Source organism: Parabacteroides distasonis, assembly GCF_004793765.1.
In the GTDB taxonomy this organism is placed as follows: domain Bacteria; phylum Bacteroidota; class Bacteroidia; order Bacteroidales; family Tannerellaceae; genus Parabacteroides; species Parabacteroides distasonis_A.
Genome location: NZ_SRYM01000012.1, coordinates 26541 through 45315 on the forward strand (window position 1 = coordinate 26541; position 18775 = coordinate 45315).

Genomic DNA, 18775 nt, shown 5'->3' on the forward strand with positions numbered 1-18775 from the left:
GTATAGAATTTTACTTTTTGACCTTCACTTTCCTTAATACGACGGCACTACGTGCCGGAATATAAAGTTTCAGCCATTCTTTCTTTTCTTTCTTATATAACGGGTCAAATTGCGTGAAATGCCTTATGGTATCATCGGACAAACCAAAGCCCCCGAAACGGGTAGCGTCAGTGTTCAATACGACCTCATATTCTCCCTTCGGAACCAAGAAACCGTAATCCGTGAACGATTTCGTCGGGCTAAAGTTGAACACGAAAACCAAGTCTTTACGCATATAAGCCAATATCTGATCACCATCATTATCCCAAACCTTCTGGATCGGGGTATCTTGGAAATTCTTCACCCCTCCGATCAATTCCAACATCTCGCAGTCGAAATCGCCCAAAAAATGATACTTCAAATCCAAGTTGTCCACCAAATCCCATTGGCGACGGGCGTATTTATGAGACCATCCGTTACCCTCCCTCGGGAAGTCGATCCATTCCGGATGCCCGAACTCATTTCCCATGAAGTTCAGATAACCGCCATTAATGGTAGAAGCCGTAACCAAACGGATCATCTTATGCAAGGCGATACCTCTATCCACCATGAAATTATGATCGTCTTTTTGCATATGCCAGTACATATCGGCGTCGATCAAGCGGAAAATGATCGTCTTATCACCCACCAAGGCTTGATCATGGCTCTCGGCATAACTGATCGTCTTCTCGTCGGCACGGCGGTTCGTCGTCTCCCACCAAATCGAAGACGGATGCCAATCCTCATCCTTCTTTTCCTTGATCGTCTTGATCCAATAGTCCGGGATATTCATAGCCATGCGATAATCAAAGCCATAACCACCATCCTCTATCTTAACCGCCAAGCCCGGCATGCCACTCACCTCCTCAGCGATCGTTATAGCACCCGGGTTCACCTCATGGATCAATTTATTAGCCAAGGTTAAATAAGCGATCGCATCGCCATCTTGATGGCCATTAAAATAATCGCCATAATTACAGAAAGCCTCGCCTAAGCCATGGCTGTAATAAAGCATGGAGGTCACCCCATCGAAACGGAAACCATCGAACTTATACTCCTCCAGCCAAAACTTACAATTCGACAATAAAAAATGAAGCACCTCGTTCTTTCCATAATTGAAACACAAAGAATCCCATGCAGGATGCTCACGGCGTTCGCCACTCAGGAAATATTGGTCATACGAACCGTCGAAGCGGCCTAATCCCTCCACCTCGTTCTTTACAGCATGACTATGTACGATGTCCATGATCACGGCGATACCCATCCCGTGTGCCTCGTCGATCAGTTGTTTCAACTCGTCCGGCGTACCAAAACGGGAAGAGGCGGCGAAGAAGTTACTTACGTGATAGCCAAACGATCCATAATAAGGATGTTCCTGTATGGCCATGATCTGAATGGCGTTATAACCATCCTTCGCCACACGAGGCAATATATTTTGACGGAATTCATTATAGGTTCCTACCTTCTCCTCTTTGGTACTCATACCGATATGGCATTCATAGATCAAAAGGGGAGACCTTTTAGGTTTGAATCGTTTATTCTTAAATTTATATGGTTTCTCTGGATCCCATACTTGAGCGCTGAATATCTTAGATTGCTCATCTTGCACTACCCGGCGAATCCATGCGGGAATACGTTCTCCGCTACCGCCGTCCCACTCGACCAGCAACTTAAATAAGTCCTCATGACGCATCTGCGCATTGGTCAAAGCGATCTCCCATACGCCATTCGCCTTACGTTTAAGTTTGTATTTATTATCTTTTTGCCATTTGTTGAATGTTCCGATTAAATAAATAGCGGTGGCATTCGGCGCCCATTCACGGAACACCCAGCCTTTCGTGGTTTTGTGTAACCCAAAATAAAGATATCCGGAAGCCATCTCGGATAAGGTTAGTTTACCTTTATTTGTCAAGCTCTTTTCTTTATCAATCACGTATTGATACCGACCTTCTATAGCCGCCTCATAAGGGGCCAGCCACGGGTCATTTTTTATCAGATTTAGAGACTCCATAATTTATTATAATTTGGTTCTCGGCAAAGATAAAAGAAAAAAACATACCCATTGATAATATTAGGATATTTCTTATATTCGCGGTAAACCGTACAAAGATGAGCAAAGGAACAAAAAGTATAGCCTTTTACCTAATGATGATCCTCATTTTCGGTTCGCTGATGTACTTTATCGCCAAAGAAGGAGAAAGTCAGCAACTGGAAAACTCGATTGCGTCCATCCAAAACGCACCTAGTAATTTAGAAGAAGGATTTACCATATTTACCCAATTATTAGTACATAATATTGAGTCTTCCATAGGGATTCTGCTTTTACAAATCATCACGATATTGCTTACGTGCCGTTTGTTCGGTTGGTTATTCCAGAAGATCGGACAACCCACCGTCATCGGCGAGATCGTTGCCGGAATCGTATTGGGGCCGTCCGTATTAGGCAATTTATTTCCGGAGGCTTCCGTCTTCCTTTTTCCAGTGGAATCGTTGGTGAATATAAATATGCTGAGTCAATTCGGACTTATACTCTTTATGTTCGCTATCGGGATGGAACTTAATATCTCCGAGGTGAGGAAAAAGCTAAACGAAACGATTTTAATCAGTCATACCAGTACGATCGTTCCCTTCTTTTTTGGTATGTTAACCGCCTATTTCGTATACGACAAATATGCGGATAAGACAACCCCATTCCTTTCCTTCGCCTTGTTTATAGGTATCGCTATGAGTATTACCGCCTTTCCCGTATTGGCTCGTATTATCCAAGAGAAAGGACTTACCAAGACACATCTGGGTACCATCTCGTTAGCAAGCGCAGCGAATGGGGATATAACCGCATGGTGCTTGCTGGCAGTCGTAATTGCGATCGCACAGGCGGGTTCGATGCTTAGTGCCGTCTACAACATCTTGTTCTCGGTCCTTTACATAGCGTTTATGTTTTTGGCGGTACGGCCATTCCTGCGGATGATCGGACATATCTACCACAATAAGGAGGTGATCGACAAGGGACTGGTCGCTTTCATCTTTTTGCTATTGATTACCTCGGCTTATCTGACAGAGATATTGGGATTGCATGCCTTGTTCGGCGCTTTTATCGCAGGGGTTGTGATGCCGGGAAATATCAAGTTCCGCAAGATCATGACCGAGAAAGTAGAGGATGTATCCCTCGCACTCTTCCTCCCCTTATTTTTCGTATCTACCGGATTACGTACGGAAATTGGTCTTCTAAACAAGCCTGAGTTATGGTGGCTATGCCTTATCTTCATTGTCGTGGCCATCGCAGGAAAGTTCGGGGGAGCGATGTTCTCCGCCCGATTCGTGGGTGAGAGCTGGAAGGATAGCCTATACATAGGGGCGCTCATGAACACCCGTGGGTTGATGGAGTTGGTCGTATTGACGATCGGGTACGAGATGGGGATATTAACGCCTTCCGTATTCGTGATCTTAGTGCTAATGACACTGGTCACTACCTTTATGACAACACCATTGGTCTCATTCATCAAATTCTGTTATCGGGCGCATGATAAGCTGATGGAGCAAAAAGAAAGAATGCCATTGGAAGGGATATTCAAGGTACTGCTATCCTTCGGACGAGCCGGAAACGGGCAGATCATGCTGGACGTGGCCTACCAGATGTTCGCCCAAGGTAAAAACAAGTTAGAGCTGACGGCACTACACTTGACGGTTGGCTCGGACGTAAACCCGCTACACACGGATAATTTCGAGGAAATCAGCTTCGGCCCGATCCTCTACGGGGCCAAGAAGCTGGGGATTCAGATACAGACCCGCTACGAGGTATCGAACAACGCAGGAGTGGATATTTGCAGCATCGTAAACAACGAGGGGTACGATTTCCTTCTGGTCGGTTCCGGGATATCGATGAGCAACACGCCGGATGATATAGCGGCAAGCCACTACCGGACCTCTTTTTACAACCGTTATTTCAAACGCTTCAAGGCTCCGGAATCCTGGTTTTATCCGGGAGCCTTATTGAAAGACAAGACGAAGATGTTTATCGAGCAAAGCAATTGCCCGGTAGGTGTATTCGTGAACCGGAATTTCGTCAAGGCATCGAACGTGATCGTAGTCATCGACTCCGAAGAGGATTTATTCCTGTTGGGATATGTCCAGACCTTATTGAAGTCTACACACGGCTCGGCCAGCGTACTTGATAAATCCAGCAGTACGACCCCGGGGTACGAGGCGATCAAGGAAGGAATCCAGCGGTTCACGGAAGACGTAAAGCAGACCACGCTTCTACGAGAGAATGACCTTACGCCCCATTCTTTCAACGGTTTCAACTTTATGCTGATCAGTTATAAGACATGGAATGATGTCTCCGAGCACCGAAAAGAAGCCTTGCAGAAGATGCCTTCTACATTGATATTAAGTAAATAATCTGTTATAAATCCATACAAACCCGTTTTATGAGAATCTATCTTTTCTTCTTGATCACCACTTTCCTAATGAACTGTTCCTCTACGGAAAGCCAACGGCAGGAAGTGGAAAACCGGACCTTGGAAACGATACTCAATCGCAAAAGCGTACGTAAGTATAAGGATCACCCTGTAGAAAAGGAAAAGATAGACAAACTGATACGGGCCGGAATGGCCGCCCCCTCCTCCCGTGACAGACGGCCTTGGAAATTCGTTATCGTAACCGACCGAAAAGCCTTGGACACAATGGCCGAAGGCCTCCCCTTCGCCCGGATGCTGAAAGAGACTCCCAAAAACAAATACAACGTCCAACAGATCCATCACAATGGCTGGTAAAGCTATATGACTTCCAGATAACTCCGTCCGTTTCCCGCCCGGCTCACCCGGATCTGTACGGGAATACGTTCCGTCATTTCCTGTACGTGCGAGATAACACCGATCTTGCGCCCTTGCGTACGCAGGCTCTCCAAGGCATCCATAGCGACCCGCAAAGTCTCCGCATCCAAAGAGCCGAAGCCCTCATCGATAAACAGGCTCTCTACCTTCATCCGGTTCGAGGAGAGCGAGGACAAGCCTAGCGCCAAGGCCAGCGAGACCAAGAATGACTCCCCTCCGGAAAGACTATGCACGGTACGGATCTCGTCGCACATATCTTGGTCGATTACCTGCAAAGCCAAGGTATCCGGCACACGCTCCAGCCGGTAACGCCGGGATAGTTGCCGCAATTGCACGTTCGCATAACTCAACAAGACATCCAAGGTGTAGCCTTGAGCGATCCTACGGAACTTAGCGCCGTCCGCAGAGCCTGCCAACTCATTTAGCTTCGCCCAACGCTCGCTCATCGCCCTCCGTTCCGAGAGTTCTTGCTGGAAACCGGCTATCTTCCGCTTATTCTCCTCGTGCGTACGCAGACGAAAGCTACATTCGGACTTCTGGGAGGCCGTTTCCAACAGGGATTCCTCCAGCGTCTTGCCTTCGTAGGTCTCTTGGTAGGCGGCCAACCAGTTATCCAGTTCTTGCCGGCGTGCGGAAAGAAGGCCGGAAGTCTCCGCCAGATCCTTCTTGATCTGTTCCGTAATCCCCCGGTATTGCTCCACCTCGCCGGCGTGCCTCGTCGTGCTCTCTTGCAGCTGCTTCAAATGGCTCTTCAAGGCTTCCACCCGTTCGTGGAAGGAACGTTCCACCTGGTCGGCGGGCTGGCCTCCCAGCAGGAGATTCCGCTCCGAGCGCAGGCGGGTATAAGATTGATTCTTCTCGTCGTAGGCTTTCGCGGCGTCCTCGTATTGCTTGCGCAAGGAAGGGAGGAAAGCCTCATACGACTCCCGTTCCGCTTGATGCGCGCTTCGCTCCCGTTCCAGTTCCCGCAGGCGTTCCCCGTTGGCTTGCCACTGACGGGCGAAATCCGTCAAGGTCTCCCGGAAGCTTTCCGGGTCCTTGTTCCAGCCCGTCTGCCATGCGTCATTCCCGAACAGGGCATTAGCGGCAGATAGGGATTGGGATAGCTTCTCCTGCTGCTCCCGCTTATCCAGTTCTTCCCGGTCGATTTGCTCGGACAAGGATTGTAACTGGTTCCTTAATTCCGTCCGTGCGTTCTCGTTCGCGGCGAGTTGTTTATGCAGTTCCAATTCTTTCTGTTGCAGGGCGGCCAATTGTTTCCCGTAAGCCTCCTGCCGTTCTTTCTGATCGAGAAGCCGCTTGAGGCGCAGGGTCGCTTCCGAGATGTGATCCGCCAAGGCCAACAGACGCTCATGCGCCTCGTGAGAGGCGAAAGGATGCTCAAGGCTTCCGCAGACCGGGCAAGGCGTTCCGGCGGTCAGCTTGTCCCGCAGGCTTTTGATATCGCCAGTCGTCACGAACTGGGCTTGCTCCAACAATAAACGCTCCCGTTCCGTACGGCAGGTCTCGATCGATCGATCCAAAGCCTCCGGTTCCAACTCTTTGAGGGCAAGCTCTACAGACTTACGCTCTTCCTCGATCTTTACCTGTCCCTTGGCATGCGTCTCCGCCTCTCGCCGCAAAGATTGTCTTTGCACCTCCAACCGCTGGATTTTCTGCCGGATGGCTAGCAAGGCCTTGTCCGACCGCTCGACCGCCCGGCGAGCCGTGAGGCAGATATCCAGATGGATCAATAAGGCCGACAGTTGCTCGGCGATCCCCTCCTTGCCCCGGTAGCGTTCACGCCACGTCGTCAGCTTGTCCCATTCCTCCAAGGCTTTCTTCCGCCGCTCCTCCACCTTCCAGAGTTTCTCTTCCGCCTCCTGCTTCCGCCGGGAGAACTCTTTCATCCGCTCATCGGCCTCGGAGCGGGCTTTCAAGGCCGATTCCAGTTGCACGTCCAGTTTCCGGGCCTGTTGCAATTCCAGTCGCAGACGCTTAGATTCCTCATCCGTCCTCGTCAATCGCACCTCTCCTTGCTCATACTCCTTCCTCGCGGTTTCCAGCGATGCCAGCGCCCGTTCCAAGAAACGGGCGTTCTCCTCCCGCTGTTTTTCCTTCGAGGCGATCTGAACCTCGGCCGCTTTCACGGCCTCCCGCAAGCTTTGCCGCTCGGCCTTCGCCTTCTCCAAACGGGCCATCTCCCCCTCCAAGACCGAAAGGCGGGTTTGGGAGGCTTCCACCTCCTCCTCCGATAGAAGCTCTATGCCTTGTACGCAGGCGTATAGCTGCTCGTAGGCCTCCTTCGCCTCGGCGTTCTTGGCGAAGATCCGGCGGGAGATCTCCGAGTATTGCTCCGTACCGGTCAGTTTCTCCAGCAAGGAGGCCTTCTCGCCCTGCTCCGCTTTCAGGAAGGTAGAGAAATCGTTCTGAGCCAAGAGCACCGAGCGGGTGAACTGATCGAAGGTCAGGCCGATCAGCTCGATGATACGGGCTTGCAGGTCCTTGTTGGTTCCCGGCTCTTCTTTCCCGGCATCTATATTATATAATGTAAGGCGGGCGGCCTGCAAACGTCCGCTCTCCTTCTCCCGGGCCCGGGATACGGACCAGCGGGCGCAATACCGACACCCGTTCAGCGCCACGAAATCCACCTCGGCATAGCCCGAGGCCGTCCCGCGGCGCAAGAGGAAGCGGGGGTCGCTTTGCGGCAACACATCCTCTTGCACGTCCCTCAGCCGCACGTTATTCTCCTTCGCCTGCTCCGTTCGCGGCGTACGGGAGAAAAGGGCGAGGCACATGGCATCCAGCAACGTGGATTTTCCCGCCCCCGTAGGCCCGGATATAGCGAAGATACCCGCCGAAGCCAAAGGCTCTTCCGTAAAATCAATGGAAAACTCTCCTTCCAGCGACGCCAGATTGCGTCCTCTGATCGCCAGCACTCTCATAAAACAACCTCCCTCATCACCTCGTCAAACAATGTCTCTATCTCCTCGGGCAACTCGCCTCCGTATTTCACGGCAAACGTATGCCTCAGCATATCCAGCGGGGCTATCTTTTGCAAATCATTATACGATAAGGCCCTCTCCTCCGCCTCCCCTTCCCGCCGGGGATACGAAGGAACGATGGAGGTGAGGCGGACCGCCTTCCCGACCAACGCCTCCTCTACCCGATGGCGGAACGTAGGGTCCGGCTCCGTCAGCAGGACCCGTATCTCCACGTAAGGCCAGCGGCTCTCGTCCTCCCTGCCCTCCTCCGGTTCCGGAAGCCCGGCGAGGCATCGCAAGACCTCCTCCGGAGGTAACGGGCTGTCCGGTATACGCATCAAGTCCGCAACTCTTGGTATCTCGATCGCCTCGATACCAGCGACCTTCCCCTCCTCGACCGCTATGGCTATCACTTGATGCCGGTAATTCTTCTCCGAGAACGACATGGGAAGCGGGCTTCCGGCGTAACGTACCGCCTCGCGCCCGCCGATCCGTTGCGCTTTATGGATATGCCCTAGCGCCGTATAAGCGATCCCGGCGTCGAAGGTATCCGCGGATACGGACTCCAGCCCTCCCATGATCGCACGCTCGCTCCGGTCGTCGTCCGATAGTTCGGCTCCGGTGGCGTGAAGGTGTCCCAAGGCTACGATCGCCTCGCCGGGATTCCTTTGGGCGTCGGCATAAGCATAGAGCCGCCGGTACATCCGGCCGATACCCGCCACATACGAATCAGTCCCTCCCTCGGGCGCCGCCGGGTAATCCCCTTGGCGGAGGAAAGGCACCGCCAGGCAAAGCGCCTCCCGTTCTCCCGCCCGGTTCCTCAAGGGGACGACGAGCGATCCGAGATCGATCTCCCCGGAATCCGTCCGCCCCATGATACCTACGATCAAGGTATTCAACTCCTCCAGTAAGGGATTCGGGGCTTCCAGACGGATAGCGGAATCATGGTTACCGGCGATGATCACGATCTGCAAGCCCGGATTCCGGCGGTTCGCCTCTTTCAGGAAACGATAGAAACGACGTTGCGCCCCGGCGGAAGGGTTCGTCACGTCGAACACATCGCCGGCGATCAGCAGGACATCCGTCTGCCGTTCCACCAAAAGATTTGTCAGAAAACCGAGAAAAGCCTCGTGCTCCGCCTCCCGGTCGTAGCCGAAAAAGGTCTGGCCCAGATGCCAGTCGGCCGTATGGATAAGTTTCAATGCCATGATGGTAATCTTGTTTTAGAGAGGCCAAAGGTAGAAAAAAATCTCAGGAAAGACCTTTAGAAAGGAGGAGAGGATGCGGGAAGGAAGCAAGTTGTCATTTCCGGGTGCCGGAAACGGACGTTTCCACGTATCGGAAACGAGAGCTTCCGGGTGTCGGAAACGAGAACTTCCGACACCCGGAATAAAAGTTAAACCTCATCGGGGCTTTCGCTATCTCCATCTCCTCCGCCCACGGTTAATGGATAAGGGAAGCGATTCCGGCGTACTTCCTTCAAAAAGACTTTACTGTTGCCACTCGAGCGTGTAGCCACCTCCAAATAATAGGTGCCATCCTCCAAGGCGGGTATGATAAGCGAGAAGTTAGACGGGTCGTTGCGCAACACGGAGTTCATCGGCACGGCCACCGACGTTTGGGAGTCGTCCTTCACGAAGAAGAAGCCCACCGTGTCTCCCTCCTCGCCGGCGATCTTGACGCGCTGCCCGGTGCCGGTCAATCCTCCGCCCGGGGTCAGTTTCGTATTCACGGCACCTGACGCTACGTCCGTCACGCTGATGATCGTAGGCAGCCCCTCCTCCACATGGCTGACGATCACGCTGATGTCCGTCAGCTTCGAACGAATCTCCGCCGTGGGCGTAGAGCGGAGCACGACCTTGTTGCGCGCCGGGTCGAACTGCGCCTTCGGACCGATGAACGAGCCTTCCATGCCCAAGCTGTTCGTCGTGAAACCGAACTCCACGGTACTACCCGAGAAAAGCTCGTCCTCGGCCACCCCCTTGATCTCACTGTAAATACCCTCGATCTCCGAGGCCGAGTATTTCGTACCGAACCGGGCGGCGGCCAGTTTGCATAAGTCGCCGATCGAGCGGCTTTGCACGTAAGTGACGTTGAACGTGAAATCGTCCGTGCGTGTCGTCAACTTGTTCTCCACCAGCTTACCGGTGATACTTCTTTTCTTAGGTTCTGCCATACTATCATTCAGATTATGGGTCTCTCTTGGATGGAGGCCCTGATTATTAAATCTTCAAATATAACAATAAAGTCCCACTCTCGCAAGTTAAAACCGGATTACTATTCACGCTTTCTTAAAAAACTATTTGTAAGCAAAACCTAGCGAACTCATAATAATTTGTTACTTTCGCGGTGGTTTTAAATAGGAACAACATAATTAATAAACATACTTATGGCAAAGATTACAAAAGAGGATGCCCTTCGGTACCATGCCGAAGGCAAACCGGGTAAGATCGAGGTTATCCCGACAAAGCCTCACAGCACGCAAACGGATTTATCCCTGGCTTATTCGCCGGGCGTAGCCGAGCCGTGTCTGGAAATCGAGAAGAATCCGCACGACGCATATGAATATACGGCGAAAGGAAACTTGGTGGCGGTGATCTCTAACGGTACCGCCGTACTCGGATTGGGCGATATAGGCCCCTTGGCCGGTAAGCCGGTGATGGAAGGCAAAGGATTGCTATTCAAGATATTCGCGGGCATCGACGTATTCGACATCGAGGTGGACGAGAAAGATCCGGAAAAGTTTATCCAAACCGTGAAGGCGATCTCGCCTACGTTCGGAGGAATCAACCTGGAGGATATCAAGGCTCCGGAATGTTTCGAGATCGAGACTCGCTTGAAGAACGAGCTGGATATCCCCGTCATGCACGACGACCAGCACGGTACGGCTATCATCTCGGGCGCCGGGCTGATCAACGCCTTGGAGATCGCCGGCAAGAAGATCGAGGACGTGAAGATCGTGGTGAATGGCGCCGGAGCCGCCTCGATATCCTGTACGAGATTATATGTGATGCTAGGCGCGCGCAAGGAAAATATCGTCATGTGCGACAGCAAGGGCGTTATCTCTACCAGCCGCCCGGACTTGAACGCCGCCAAGCGGGAGTTCGCTACCGACCGACCGATCAAGACCTTGCAGGAGGCCGTGGTGGGGGCCGACGTATTCTTGGGTCTCTCCGTGGCAAACGTATTGACTAAGGAGATGGTACGCGGCATGAACGAGAACCCGATCGTATTCGCCTTGGCGAACCCGAACCCGGAGATCTCCTACGCCGACGCTATGGCTTCGCGGGACGATATCATCTTCGCTACCGGACGTTCCGACTATCCGAACCAGATCAACAACGTGCTGGGATTCCCTTATATCTTCCGCGGCGCCTTGGATACGCACGCCAAGGCGATCAACGAGGAGATGAAGCTGGCCGCCGTCTACGCCATCGCCGACCTTGCCAAGGAGCCGGTTCCCGACGTGGTGAACGCCGCCTATAAGCTGAGACGCACCACTTTCGGACGCAACTATATCCTTCCGAAAGCGCTCGATCCCCGCTTGCTGACCCGTGTGTCTTGCGCCGTGGCGAAAGCCGCTATCGACTCGGGCGTGTCTCGCAAGACGATCACCGACTGGGAGGGCTACGCCAACCACTTACGTGAGATGATGGGATACGATAACAAACTATTGCGCTCGTTCACCGATATGGCGAAAGCGAACCCGAAACGGGTGGTATTCGCCGAGGCGAACCACGTGAATATGCTGAAAGCCGCCGCCGAGGCGAAAGCGGAAGGTATCTGTTTCCCGATCTTGCTGGGCAACGAGGAGCGTCTGGCTAAGATCGCCGCCGAGGAGAATATCAGTCTCGAAGGTATCGAGATCGTCAACCTCCGCCACGACCGCGAGACGGAACGCCGCCACCGCTACGCTCGTATCCTTTCTGATAACAAGGCACGCGAGGGCGTGACTTACTCGGAGGCTTGCGAGAAGATGGTAGACCGCAATGCGTTCGGTATGATGATGGTGGCTACCGGCGACGCTGACGCTTTCGTGACGGGCGTATACAGCCGCTACTCGGAGGTTACCAAGATGGCGGAGCAGATCATCGGCATCCGCCCGAGTTACAAGCATTTCGGAGCCTTGAACATCCTGACTTGCAAGAAGGGTACGTTCTTTATGGCCGATACGCTGATCAACCGTCACCCGTCGGCCGAGGTATTGATCGATATCGCCCGCCTGACGCACGACGCCGTGAAGTTCTTCGCTCACGAGCCGGTGATGGCGATGTTGTCTTACTCCAATTTCGGGGCCGACAAGCAGGGCAGTCCGCTGAAAGTACACGAAGCGATCGACTTCTTGCATAAGACATACCCGGACATGGTAGTAGACGGAGAGATGCAGGTGAACTTCGCCCTCGACAAGAAGCTGCGCGACGATATGTACCCGTTCAACAAGCTGAAAGGGCAAGACGTGAATACCTTGATCTTCCCGAACCTAAGCTCCGCCAACAGCGCATACAAGCTATTGGATACGCTGGGTATCACCGAGACGATCGGCCCGATCCAAATGGGATTGAACAAACCGATCCACTTCACCGACGTAGAAAGCTCTACCCGTGATATCGTGAACCTGACTACCGTAGCTGTCGTAGACGCTATCGTTCAGGAGCAGATCGAGAAAGAAAGTTGATAGGGGATAAGCCCTATCAATACAGTCCCCAGTTGTAGAGAGGGGGCGTGCCCCCTCTCTACAACTGAATATATCAATTCTGATAGCTTTCGATATTTGCTATTACCTTTTGCGACAATCGCTCCATACATTGCTCCGAGTGGCCGGAGACTTTCGGGGTATATATGACATTATCGAACTGCGTCAAGGTATCCGCATAATTCCCGATACCCACCCCATCGCATAAGAAGAAATTCCGTTTATGGGCGCTAAGCCAACGTTGTAAATCCGGGACACGGAAAGTCGGCCCTACCGACGTATTGATCAATATCTTCAGATTACCGAACAAACGAAACTCACCCGCCCCCAAAAGAATCGTATTACGAGGCAAGCAAGTACATAAAATATCCACCTCCGGCAGCAACTCCCGCAAAGGCAGATAAGCGATACCGATGGCCTCGGCGTCCGGCTTACGGGTACGGCTGAAATAATAAACTTCCGCCCCCAAGAAACGAAGGGCGTCAGCGATCATTCTCCCGGTGCGACCCAATCCTACGATGCCTACTTTTTGCCCGCCCAGCTCATATGCCTTATGCTTCCACTGCTTCCCGCCGAAACCATGTAGCAGACGGACCAGCTCGCTAATGACATACTCCACGACTCCCTCATCGCCATAGTCACGGATGCCCAAAACCGTTATCCCCCGCTCACGTGCGGCGGCGATATCCACATTTGCGCTAGACTCGCCATAGAGGGTACAGCACATCCCGATGTATTTGATATTCGGGCAAGCCTCGATCACATTCCTACGGATCTGTGTATTATAAGAGACGAGTACACAATCAGCGTCCCCGATCCGGCTCACGGTCTCCTCATCTGTTTCCGGAATGCTGGTATAAAAAATCACCTCTTTTCCAAGCGTCTTCAAACGCTCCACGCCCCATGTATTCAGCCCGGTAGAATCTACCACTACAATTTTCTCAAACATATCTTGCTTTATTAATTACCATCTTCAATTGATTATCCCTCTCACAAAACTATAAATAAAATAGCCACAAAGAGCGACTTTCAACACGACACTCAATAAAAAACCAACGAACGCCCCGAAACCAGCTTTCAACGCATCCCCGGACGCTTTGCCACCCAAAAGTTCCCCAACAAAAGCCCCCACGAAAGGACCAAGTAAGAACCCCCAAGGCGGAAACACGAATATGCCAGCCACGGTTCCCACGGCACATCCCCAATTTCCCCACTTGGACCCTCCGCTATACTTAGTCCCCAGCATGGGCGTAACATAGTCCATCGCCTGTGCCAACACGACCAGCAATCCCCACACGACCAACTCCGTAATCGTAAATTCCTCATAGCCCGTAAAATGCAGTAGCCATAAAGCCAAATACGCCATCGGCAGCCCCGGCAGCCCCGGCAAAAAACACCCCGCCAATCCCACCAACAAACAGATAACGCCTAGTATAACCAATAAGATATCCATACATTTTAGTTTTTGGAATATATAAATAGACAAAGATACAAACATTTCCCAACTTGGGCTATTGCTATATCCGTACGCTTTTCGACGGTGAGGTTACCCGGGCCAGCCGGATTATCTATCCCCCAATATCGACCCATTGACCGGTATCGTGAACGATTCCAATGTCGTACGATATCGTCCTATTGAGGTAGGTAAACTAGTGGACAATACACTTCGCCGAGTGACCGCCGATATCAGTCCCAAAGATCCCTATGTCACCTCCACCCTGCTTAAAGTACGGGATGGTATGACTATCAAACCTATAAAATAAGCAAGCTATGGTAAAGTTCTTTATTAACAGACCGATATTCGCCACCGTACTTGCATCGTGATATCGGAAAGAAGACGGATGATATGCCTAAACAATAGAAAGTATCCAATCCCCAAATGAAGCGAAAAAGAATAGCCGTGGATTTGCCATGGCTATTCTTTTTTACTCCTTTTGTATACATTATTATATACCTTATAAATAGGAATTAGGCGATTCCCAATAGCTCCACCTCAAATATTAATGTTGAGAAAGCGGGGATCGGACCCGAGGTACGATTACCATAGCCTAAATTATAAGGGATATAAATCATCCATCTATCCCCTACCCGCATTTCTTGAAGGGCCAATTGCCAGCCTTCAATCACTTGGTTCAAACGAAAGGCTTCCGGGCAATCCCGTTTCCATGAGTTATCAAACTCCCTTCCGTTAATCAACGTCCCTTTATAATGTACGGAAACGACGCTTTCCTGACTAGGAGAAACTTTGCCTGTACCGGCTTGTAATACCTTATATAATATACCGCACGATAATGCCTGGGCTCCCTCTTCCGAAGCAATCTCATCCAAATACAATAGATTCTTCTCTTTGTACTCCTCTTTTCTACTCATATATATTACATTATCTTAAATTTAGCTGCGCAAATGTAGCAAATAGAAATAGAAATACAATGGTATGGTAACACAATAGACATGCCAAAGGTTCAAACACTATCATTATATGAATTTGATTCCCACTTTTTTATCATAGGTCAAGAAAACATAGGAATTCGCAAAAAACATGCTATAAAACATACTGTGTATAAAATAACGCCGTATATTTGTGCCGTAAAACATAATTGTAAAGCAAATATGGTAAAAAGATTGTTTAAACGTTACATCGATTTGCTGGGGTTTCAACCTTGGACAATTTGGGTTTACCGCATGTGGTAAACCTCACGATGAAAAAGAGAATGATTTAGGTTAAGGTTATCTGAAGTTTGGGATTAGGTTAGTAATAGGTTAAAGGTTTAGGTTTTCAATTCATTCGTTACTCGGACTTCAAAAGTTATGTGAGATTTAAAATGTGCCGAAGGGTACAAATTTATTAATTAAAAAGAAAATGAGCTATGAAAAGCTTTATTAGACATTTCTTGGATAGTTGCTTGAGATCACTCGCTGCTATCGGTCAGTCAGAATTAACAAAATGGGGGTACAATAAATAAGTAACACCCCATTTTACTGGGAAGGTGAACATTTGATTTTTTTCAAATTATACTGCGGTTGCTTGGTATCTTTGCCAGACAACCGCTTTTTTGTATCCATACCTTCCAAGAATTTTCATTATACGAAAAACAAAAGTCTCCTCATCCTTTTTTAGTAGGATAAGAGAGGATATGCCATGAGACCCCGATACTGATAAGCCCTAACAAAACTTTCACCCACCAATAGCCAACTAGCAAAAGGGAAGTGATGACCGTAGATAGCCACATGATAGCGATCGTGATAATCTTAGAGCGCAAAGGAATAGCCTTATCTTCCATAAAGCCCTTAATATGCGACCCGAAATAACGATTACTCATCACCCGATTATAAAGCTTCTCCGAGCTACGGACATAAAACCAACAAGTCAGTAACCAAAAAGGAGTGGTCGGGAGCAAAGGGACAAAGATGCCGATCGCTCCCAATATGAGAAAAAACGTTCCTAACGTAATGTATATGATACGTCTCGTCCCGTTCATCAGCCAACCGTATATTCTGCGATTTGCTTGAAACCATTCAGGAAGTCCGTTATATTCATCCGTTTCTTTCCGGCAAGTTGTAAGGAACGCAGGCGAAGGAAACCGTCCTTCACGGCCACGTCGATATACGATTTATGATCTGTATGGATAGAGCCGATCGGGGAGTTATGCTCCACCTGACGTTTCTCTGCCTGATAAATCTTTAAAGCCAAACGCTTACCATCCATCGAGACCAATTCTGTCCAAGCGGCAGGATAAGGAGAAAGCCCACGGATAAAATCATAGATCTTCTTCAACGGCTGGTTCCAGTCGATATGGCAGGTATCCTTGAATATCTTCGGGGCCGGACGCAACTCGGAAGCATCCTTATAGAATTCCTCTTGAGGGATAGCGTCTGTTTTTCCATCCAACAGTAAGTCCACGGTCTTGGTAACCAACCCCGCTCCCATCGCCATCAAGGCATCGTGAACGGTTCCTACATCGTCGGTATCGGCGATCGGCAGATGTTTCTGACAGATGATCTTACCCGTATCGATCTCATGCGTAAGGAAGAAGGTAGTCACGCCGGTTTCCGTATCACCATTAATAACCGCCCAATTGATCGGAGCGGCACCCCGGTATTGCGGAAGCAAGGAGGCATGCAGGTTAAACGTTCCCAGACGGGGCATATTCCAAACCACCTCCGGCAGCATACGAAACGCCACCACGATCTGCAAATCCGCCCGCAAGGCACGCAGTTCCTCTAAAAACGACTCGTCCTTCAACTTCTCGGGCTGCAAAACCGGAAGACCTACCGATACGGCATATTGCTTCACGGCACTCGGCTGTAGCACACTACCGTGACGGCCCATCGGCTTATCAGGCATCGTAATGACACCTACCACATTATACCCACCTTCCACTAAGGCACGCAGGCTCTCCACGGCGAAATCGGGAGTACCCATATATACGATTCGTAAATCCTCTTTCTTCATATATAACAAATTGGATTTGTTTGTAACAAGTTAGTCCCCGGAAAAGTTATCGACCAAGACTTCCCGATAGGAATTAAATATCTTCGATTTCGACATAAAGCCGATATAATGACCATTCTCATCGACCACCGGAAGATTCCACGCTTTGGTATCGTCAAACGTCTGCATGATCTGGTCCATCGGCGTGTTGATTACGATCTTGGCCGGGGCGGAAACCATGAACTTCGATACATGGAAACGGTTATACAACTCCGGGCGGAACATGATATTCCGGATATTATCCAGCAAAACGATACCCAATAAGATACCTCGATCATCCACGACCGGGAACATATTTCGTCCGCATTTTGAAATCACTTTAACCATATCCCCCAACGTCATCTCAGGAAAGACCGTTTGGAAGTCCTTCTCGATCACACTATCCGCTCGTAACAAGGTAAGCACCGCCCTATCTTTATGGTGCGTCAGCAACTCGCCTTTCTGTGCTAAGCGCATGGAGTAGATGCTATGAGGCTCAAACATAAGGATCGTGATATAGGAACTGATCGAGACGATCATCAAGGGGAGGAACAAATCATACCCACCCGTCAGCTCGGCAATCAAGAAAACACCAGTCAAAGGAGCGTGCATCACCCCGGACATAATACCTGCCATACCCAACAAAGCGAAATTCTTCTCTGAGATATACATCGTGAACGGGAAATAATTAGACGTATGCGCAAAGATAAAACCGGCGATACAGCCCAGATACAAACTAGGAGCGAAAATACCACCGCACCCCCCTCCGGCATTCGTGGCACTGGAAGCGAATACCTTCGTAAGCAAGATCAAGGTCAAGAAGATCAAGACCCCGAAATACGTATCGTTCAGATCGTAAAACAAACTCTTGTCCATGATATGCGAGAACTGCCCGTTCAGCAACGAGCCAATCGTATCATAGCCCTCCCCATATAGCGGGGGAAACAAGAATATCAAGATACTCAGCATCACGCCACCCAACATGAACTTCTTCCAATACGTACCCAACTTCCGGTACACTCCTTCCACCTTGTTCATCACACGGGTAAAATAAAGGGATACCAGTCCGCAAAAAACACCCAGCAAGAGCACGTAAGGAATACGCTCGATCTCGAACGCTTCGGTCTGAGAGAACTTAAACATAGCCTCGATCCCGGTAAAGATATAAGACATCGTAGCCGCCGTCACCGACGAGATCAGCAAAGGAAGCACGGAAGTCATCGTAAGATCCAGCATCAATACCTCGATCACGAACACCAATCCAGCGATAGGCGCCTTGAAAATACCGGCAATCGCTCCGGCGGCACCACATCCCACGAGCAACATCAACGTCTTCTGCTCCATCCTGAACACCCGTCCCAGATTAGAACCGATAGCCGCCCCTGTCAATACGATAGGAGCCTCCGCCCCGACTGATCCACCAAAGCCGATCGTCACGGAACTGGCTACGATAGACGTCCATGTATTATGCGGCTTGATACGGCTCTTTCGTTGAGAGATAGCATACAATATCTTCGTCACACCGTGGCTGATATCATCCCGCACAATGTATTTCACGAATAATCCGGCCAACAAGATACCGATCACCGGATAAAGCAAATAGAGGTAATTCACGCCATCAGCATTGAAATTGCCCGTCAATAAATGCTGTATGAAATGGATCAATTGTTTCAGTATTATGGCGGCGGCGGCTGTACAAAGTCCCACGATAAAACTGATAATAAGAATGAAATGCTTCTCCTTGATACGCTTTTCCCTCCACAACAAGAATTTATAGAATAAACCTTCGTTTGCCATT

Annotated in this window: 12 protein-coding genes and 2 pseudogenes; 4 read left to right on the plus strand and 10 right to left on the minus strand. The window is 50.2% G+C overall.

All coding sequences use genetic code 11. The features are described from left to right. Nucleotides 1-10: 10 nt before the first annotated feature. Complete coding sequence (locus E5342_RS06070) at nt 11-2029, minus strand: alpha amylase C-terminal domain-containing protein (protein ID WP_121734974.1); 2019 nt, start codon at nt 2027-2029, stop codon at nt 11-13. A gap of 98 nt (nt 2030-2127) precedes the next feature. Here E5342_RS06070 and E5342_RS06075 point away from each other — a divergent pair, with 98 nt between their 5' ends. After that, entirely contained in the window at nt 2128-4416 is a 2289-nt protein-coding gene (locus E5342_RS06075) for a cation:proton antiporter (RefSeq protein WP_121734975.1), read from the plus strand. 128 nt (nt 4417-4544) lie between these two features. Continuing rightward, nucleotides 4545-4739, plus strand: a pseudogene (locus E5342_RS20290) (nitroreductase family protein); the annotation flags it as partial. A 53-nt stretch (nt 4740-4792) separates the two neighbouring features. Here E5342_RS20290 and E5342_RS06085 read toward each other — a convergent pair. The 3 genes from E5342_RS06085 to E5342_RS06095 all read right to left on the minus strand — a co-directional run bounded on the left by E5342_RS06085 (nt 4793) and on the right by E5342_RS06095 (nt 9989). Then, nucleotides 4793-7774, minus strand: coding sequence for an AAA family ATPase (locus tag E5342_RS06085; RefSeq protein WP_135959043.1), 2982 nt, complete (start codon nt 7772-7774; stop codon nt 4793-4795). Beyond that, nucleotides 7771-9021: an exonuclease SbcCD subunit D gene (locus E5342_RS06090; RefSeq protein ID WP_135959044.1), complete on the minus strand. Its 1251-nt coding sequence runs from the start codon at nt 9019-9021 to the stop codon at nt 7771-7773. Before E5342_RS06090 ends, E5342_RS06085 begins: the two co-directional genes overlap by 4 nt. A 188-nt stretch (nt 9022-9209) precedes the next feature. Then, on the minus strand, nt 9210-9989 hold the full coding sequence (locus E5342_RS06095; protein WP_121734979.1) for a DUF4469 domain-containing protein: 780 nt from the start codon (nt 9987-9989) through the stop codon (nt 9210-9212). A 213-nt stretch (nt 9990-10202) separates the two neighbouring features. Here E5342_RS06095 and E5342_RS06100 point away from each other — a divergent pair, with 213 nt between their 5' ends. Continuing rightward, nucleotides 10203-12488, plus strand: a complete 2286-nt coding sequence (locus E5342_RS06100) for an NADP-dependent malic enzyme (RefSeq protein ID WP_135959045.1) — start codon at nt 10203-10205, stop codon at nt 12486-12488. A 73-nt stretch (nt 12489-12561) separates the two neighbouring features. Here E5342_RS06100 and E5342_RS06105 read toward each other — a convergent pair whose 3' ends face one another. Both E5342_RS06105 and E5342_RS06110 read right to left on the minus strand, forming a co-directional pair. After that, nucleotides 12562-13455 (minus strand): D-isomer specific 2-hydroxyacid dehydrogenase family protein, encoded by an 894-nt coding sequence (locus E5342_RS06105; protein ID WP_135959046.1) that lies wholly within the window; start codon nt 13453-13455, stop codon nt 12562-12564. A 24-nt stretch (nt 13456-13479) separates the two neighbouring features. Beyond that, entirely contained in the window at nt 13480-13959 is a 480-nt protein-coding gene (locus E5342_RS06110; RefSeq protein WP_135959047.1) for a DUF456 domain-containing protein, read from the minus strand. A 145-nt stretch (nt 13960-14104) separates the two neighbouring features. Between E5342_RS06110 and E5342_RS06115 the strand changes: the two are divergent. Next, nucleotides 14105-14269, plus strand: a pseudogene (locus tag E5342_RS06115) (efflux RND transporter periplasmic adaptor subunit); the annotation flags it as partial. A gap of 205 nt (nt 14270-14474) precedes the next feature. Here E5342_RS06115 and E5342_RS06120 read toward each other — a convergent pair. The 4 genes from E5342_RS06120 to E5342_RS06140 all read right to left on the minus strand — a co-directional run bounded on the left by E5342_RS06120 (nt 14475) and on the right by E5342_RS06140 (nt 18774). After that, nucleotides 14475-14876 carry an FKBP-type peptidyl-prolyl cis-trans isomerase gene (locus tag E5342_RS06120; protein ID WP_121734982.1) on the minus strand — a complete coding sequence of 134 codons (402 nt, stop codon included), beginning with the start codon at nt 14874-14876 and terminating at the stop codon, nt 14475-14477. A gap of 734 nt (nt 14877-15610) precedes the next feature. Continuing rightward, nucleotides 15611-15985 (minus strand): YbaN family protein, encoded by a 375-nt coding sequence (locus tag E5342_RS06130; RefSeq protein WP_121734983.1) that lies wholly within the window; start codon nt 15983-15985, stop codon nt 15611-15613. Next, nucleotides 15985-16959, minus strand: a complete 975-nt coding sequence (fmt, locus tag E5342_RS06135; protein WP_121734984.1) for a methionyl-tRNA formyltransferase — start codon at nt 16957-16959, stop codon at nt 15985-15987. Before fmt ends, E5342_RS06130 begins: the two co-directional genes overlap by 1 nt. Before the next feature lie 30 nt (nt 16960-16989). Further along, nucleotides 16990-18774, minus strand: coding sequence for a chloride channel protein (locus E5342_RS06140; protein WP_121734985.1), 1785 nt, complete (start codon nt 18772-18774; stop codon nt 16990-16992). Nucleotide 18775 lies beyond the last annotated feature (1 nt).

Bases quoted from the DNA above. Each gene is read 5' to 3' on its own strand.
- E5342_RS06110 (WP_135959047.1), bottom strand. From the start codon at position 13,959: ATGGATATCTTATTGGTTATACTAGGCGTTATCTGTTTGTTGGTGGGA.
- E5342_RS06075 (WP_121734975.1), top strand. From the start codon at position 2,128: ATGAGCAAAGGAACAAAAAGTATAGCCTTTTACCTAATGATGATCCTC.
- E5342_RS06130 (WP_121734983.1), bottom strand. From the start codon at position 15,985: ATGAACGGGACGAGACGTATCATATACATTACGTTAGGAACGTTTTTT.
- fmt (WP_121734984.1), bottom strand. From the start codon at position 16,959: ATGAAGAAAGAGGATTTACGAATCGTATATATGGGTACTCCCGATTTC.
- E5342_RS06095 (WP_121734979.1), bottom strand. From the start codon at position 9,989: ATGGCAGAACCTAAGAAAAGAAGTATCACCGGTAAGCTGGTGGAGAAC.
- E5342_RS06100 (WP_135959045.1), top strand. From the start codon at position 10,203: ATGGCAAAGATTACAAAAGAGGATGCCCTTCGGTACCATGCCGAAGGC.
- E5342_RS06090 (WP_135959044.1), bottom strand. From the start codon at position 9,021: ATGGCATTGAAACTTATCCATACGGCCGACTGGCATCTGGGCCAGACC.
- E5342_RS06070 (WP_121734974.1), bottom strand. From the start codon at position 2,029: ATGGAGTCTCTAAATCTGATAAAAAATGACCCGTGGCTGGCCCCTTAT.
- E5342_RS06105 (WP_135959046.1), bottom strand. From the start codon at position 13,455: ATGTTTGAGAAAATTGTAGTGGTAGATTCTACCGGGCTGAATACATGG.
- E5342_RS06140 (WP_121734985.1), bottom strand. From the start codon at position 18,774: ATGGCAAACGAAGGTTTATTCTATAAATTCTTGTTGTGGAGGGAAAAG.
- E5342_RS06120 (WP_121734982.1), bottom strand. From the start codon at position 14,876: ATGAGTAGAAAAGAGGAGTACAAAGAGAAGAATCTATTGTATTTGGAT.
- E5342_RS06085 (WP_135959043.1), bottom strand. From the start codon at position 7,774: ATGAGAGTGCTGGCGATCAGAGGACGCAATCTGGCGTCGCTGGAAGGA.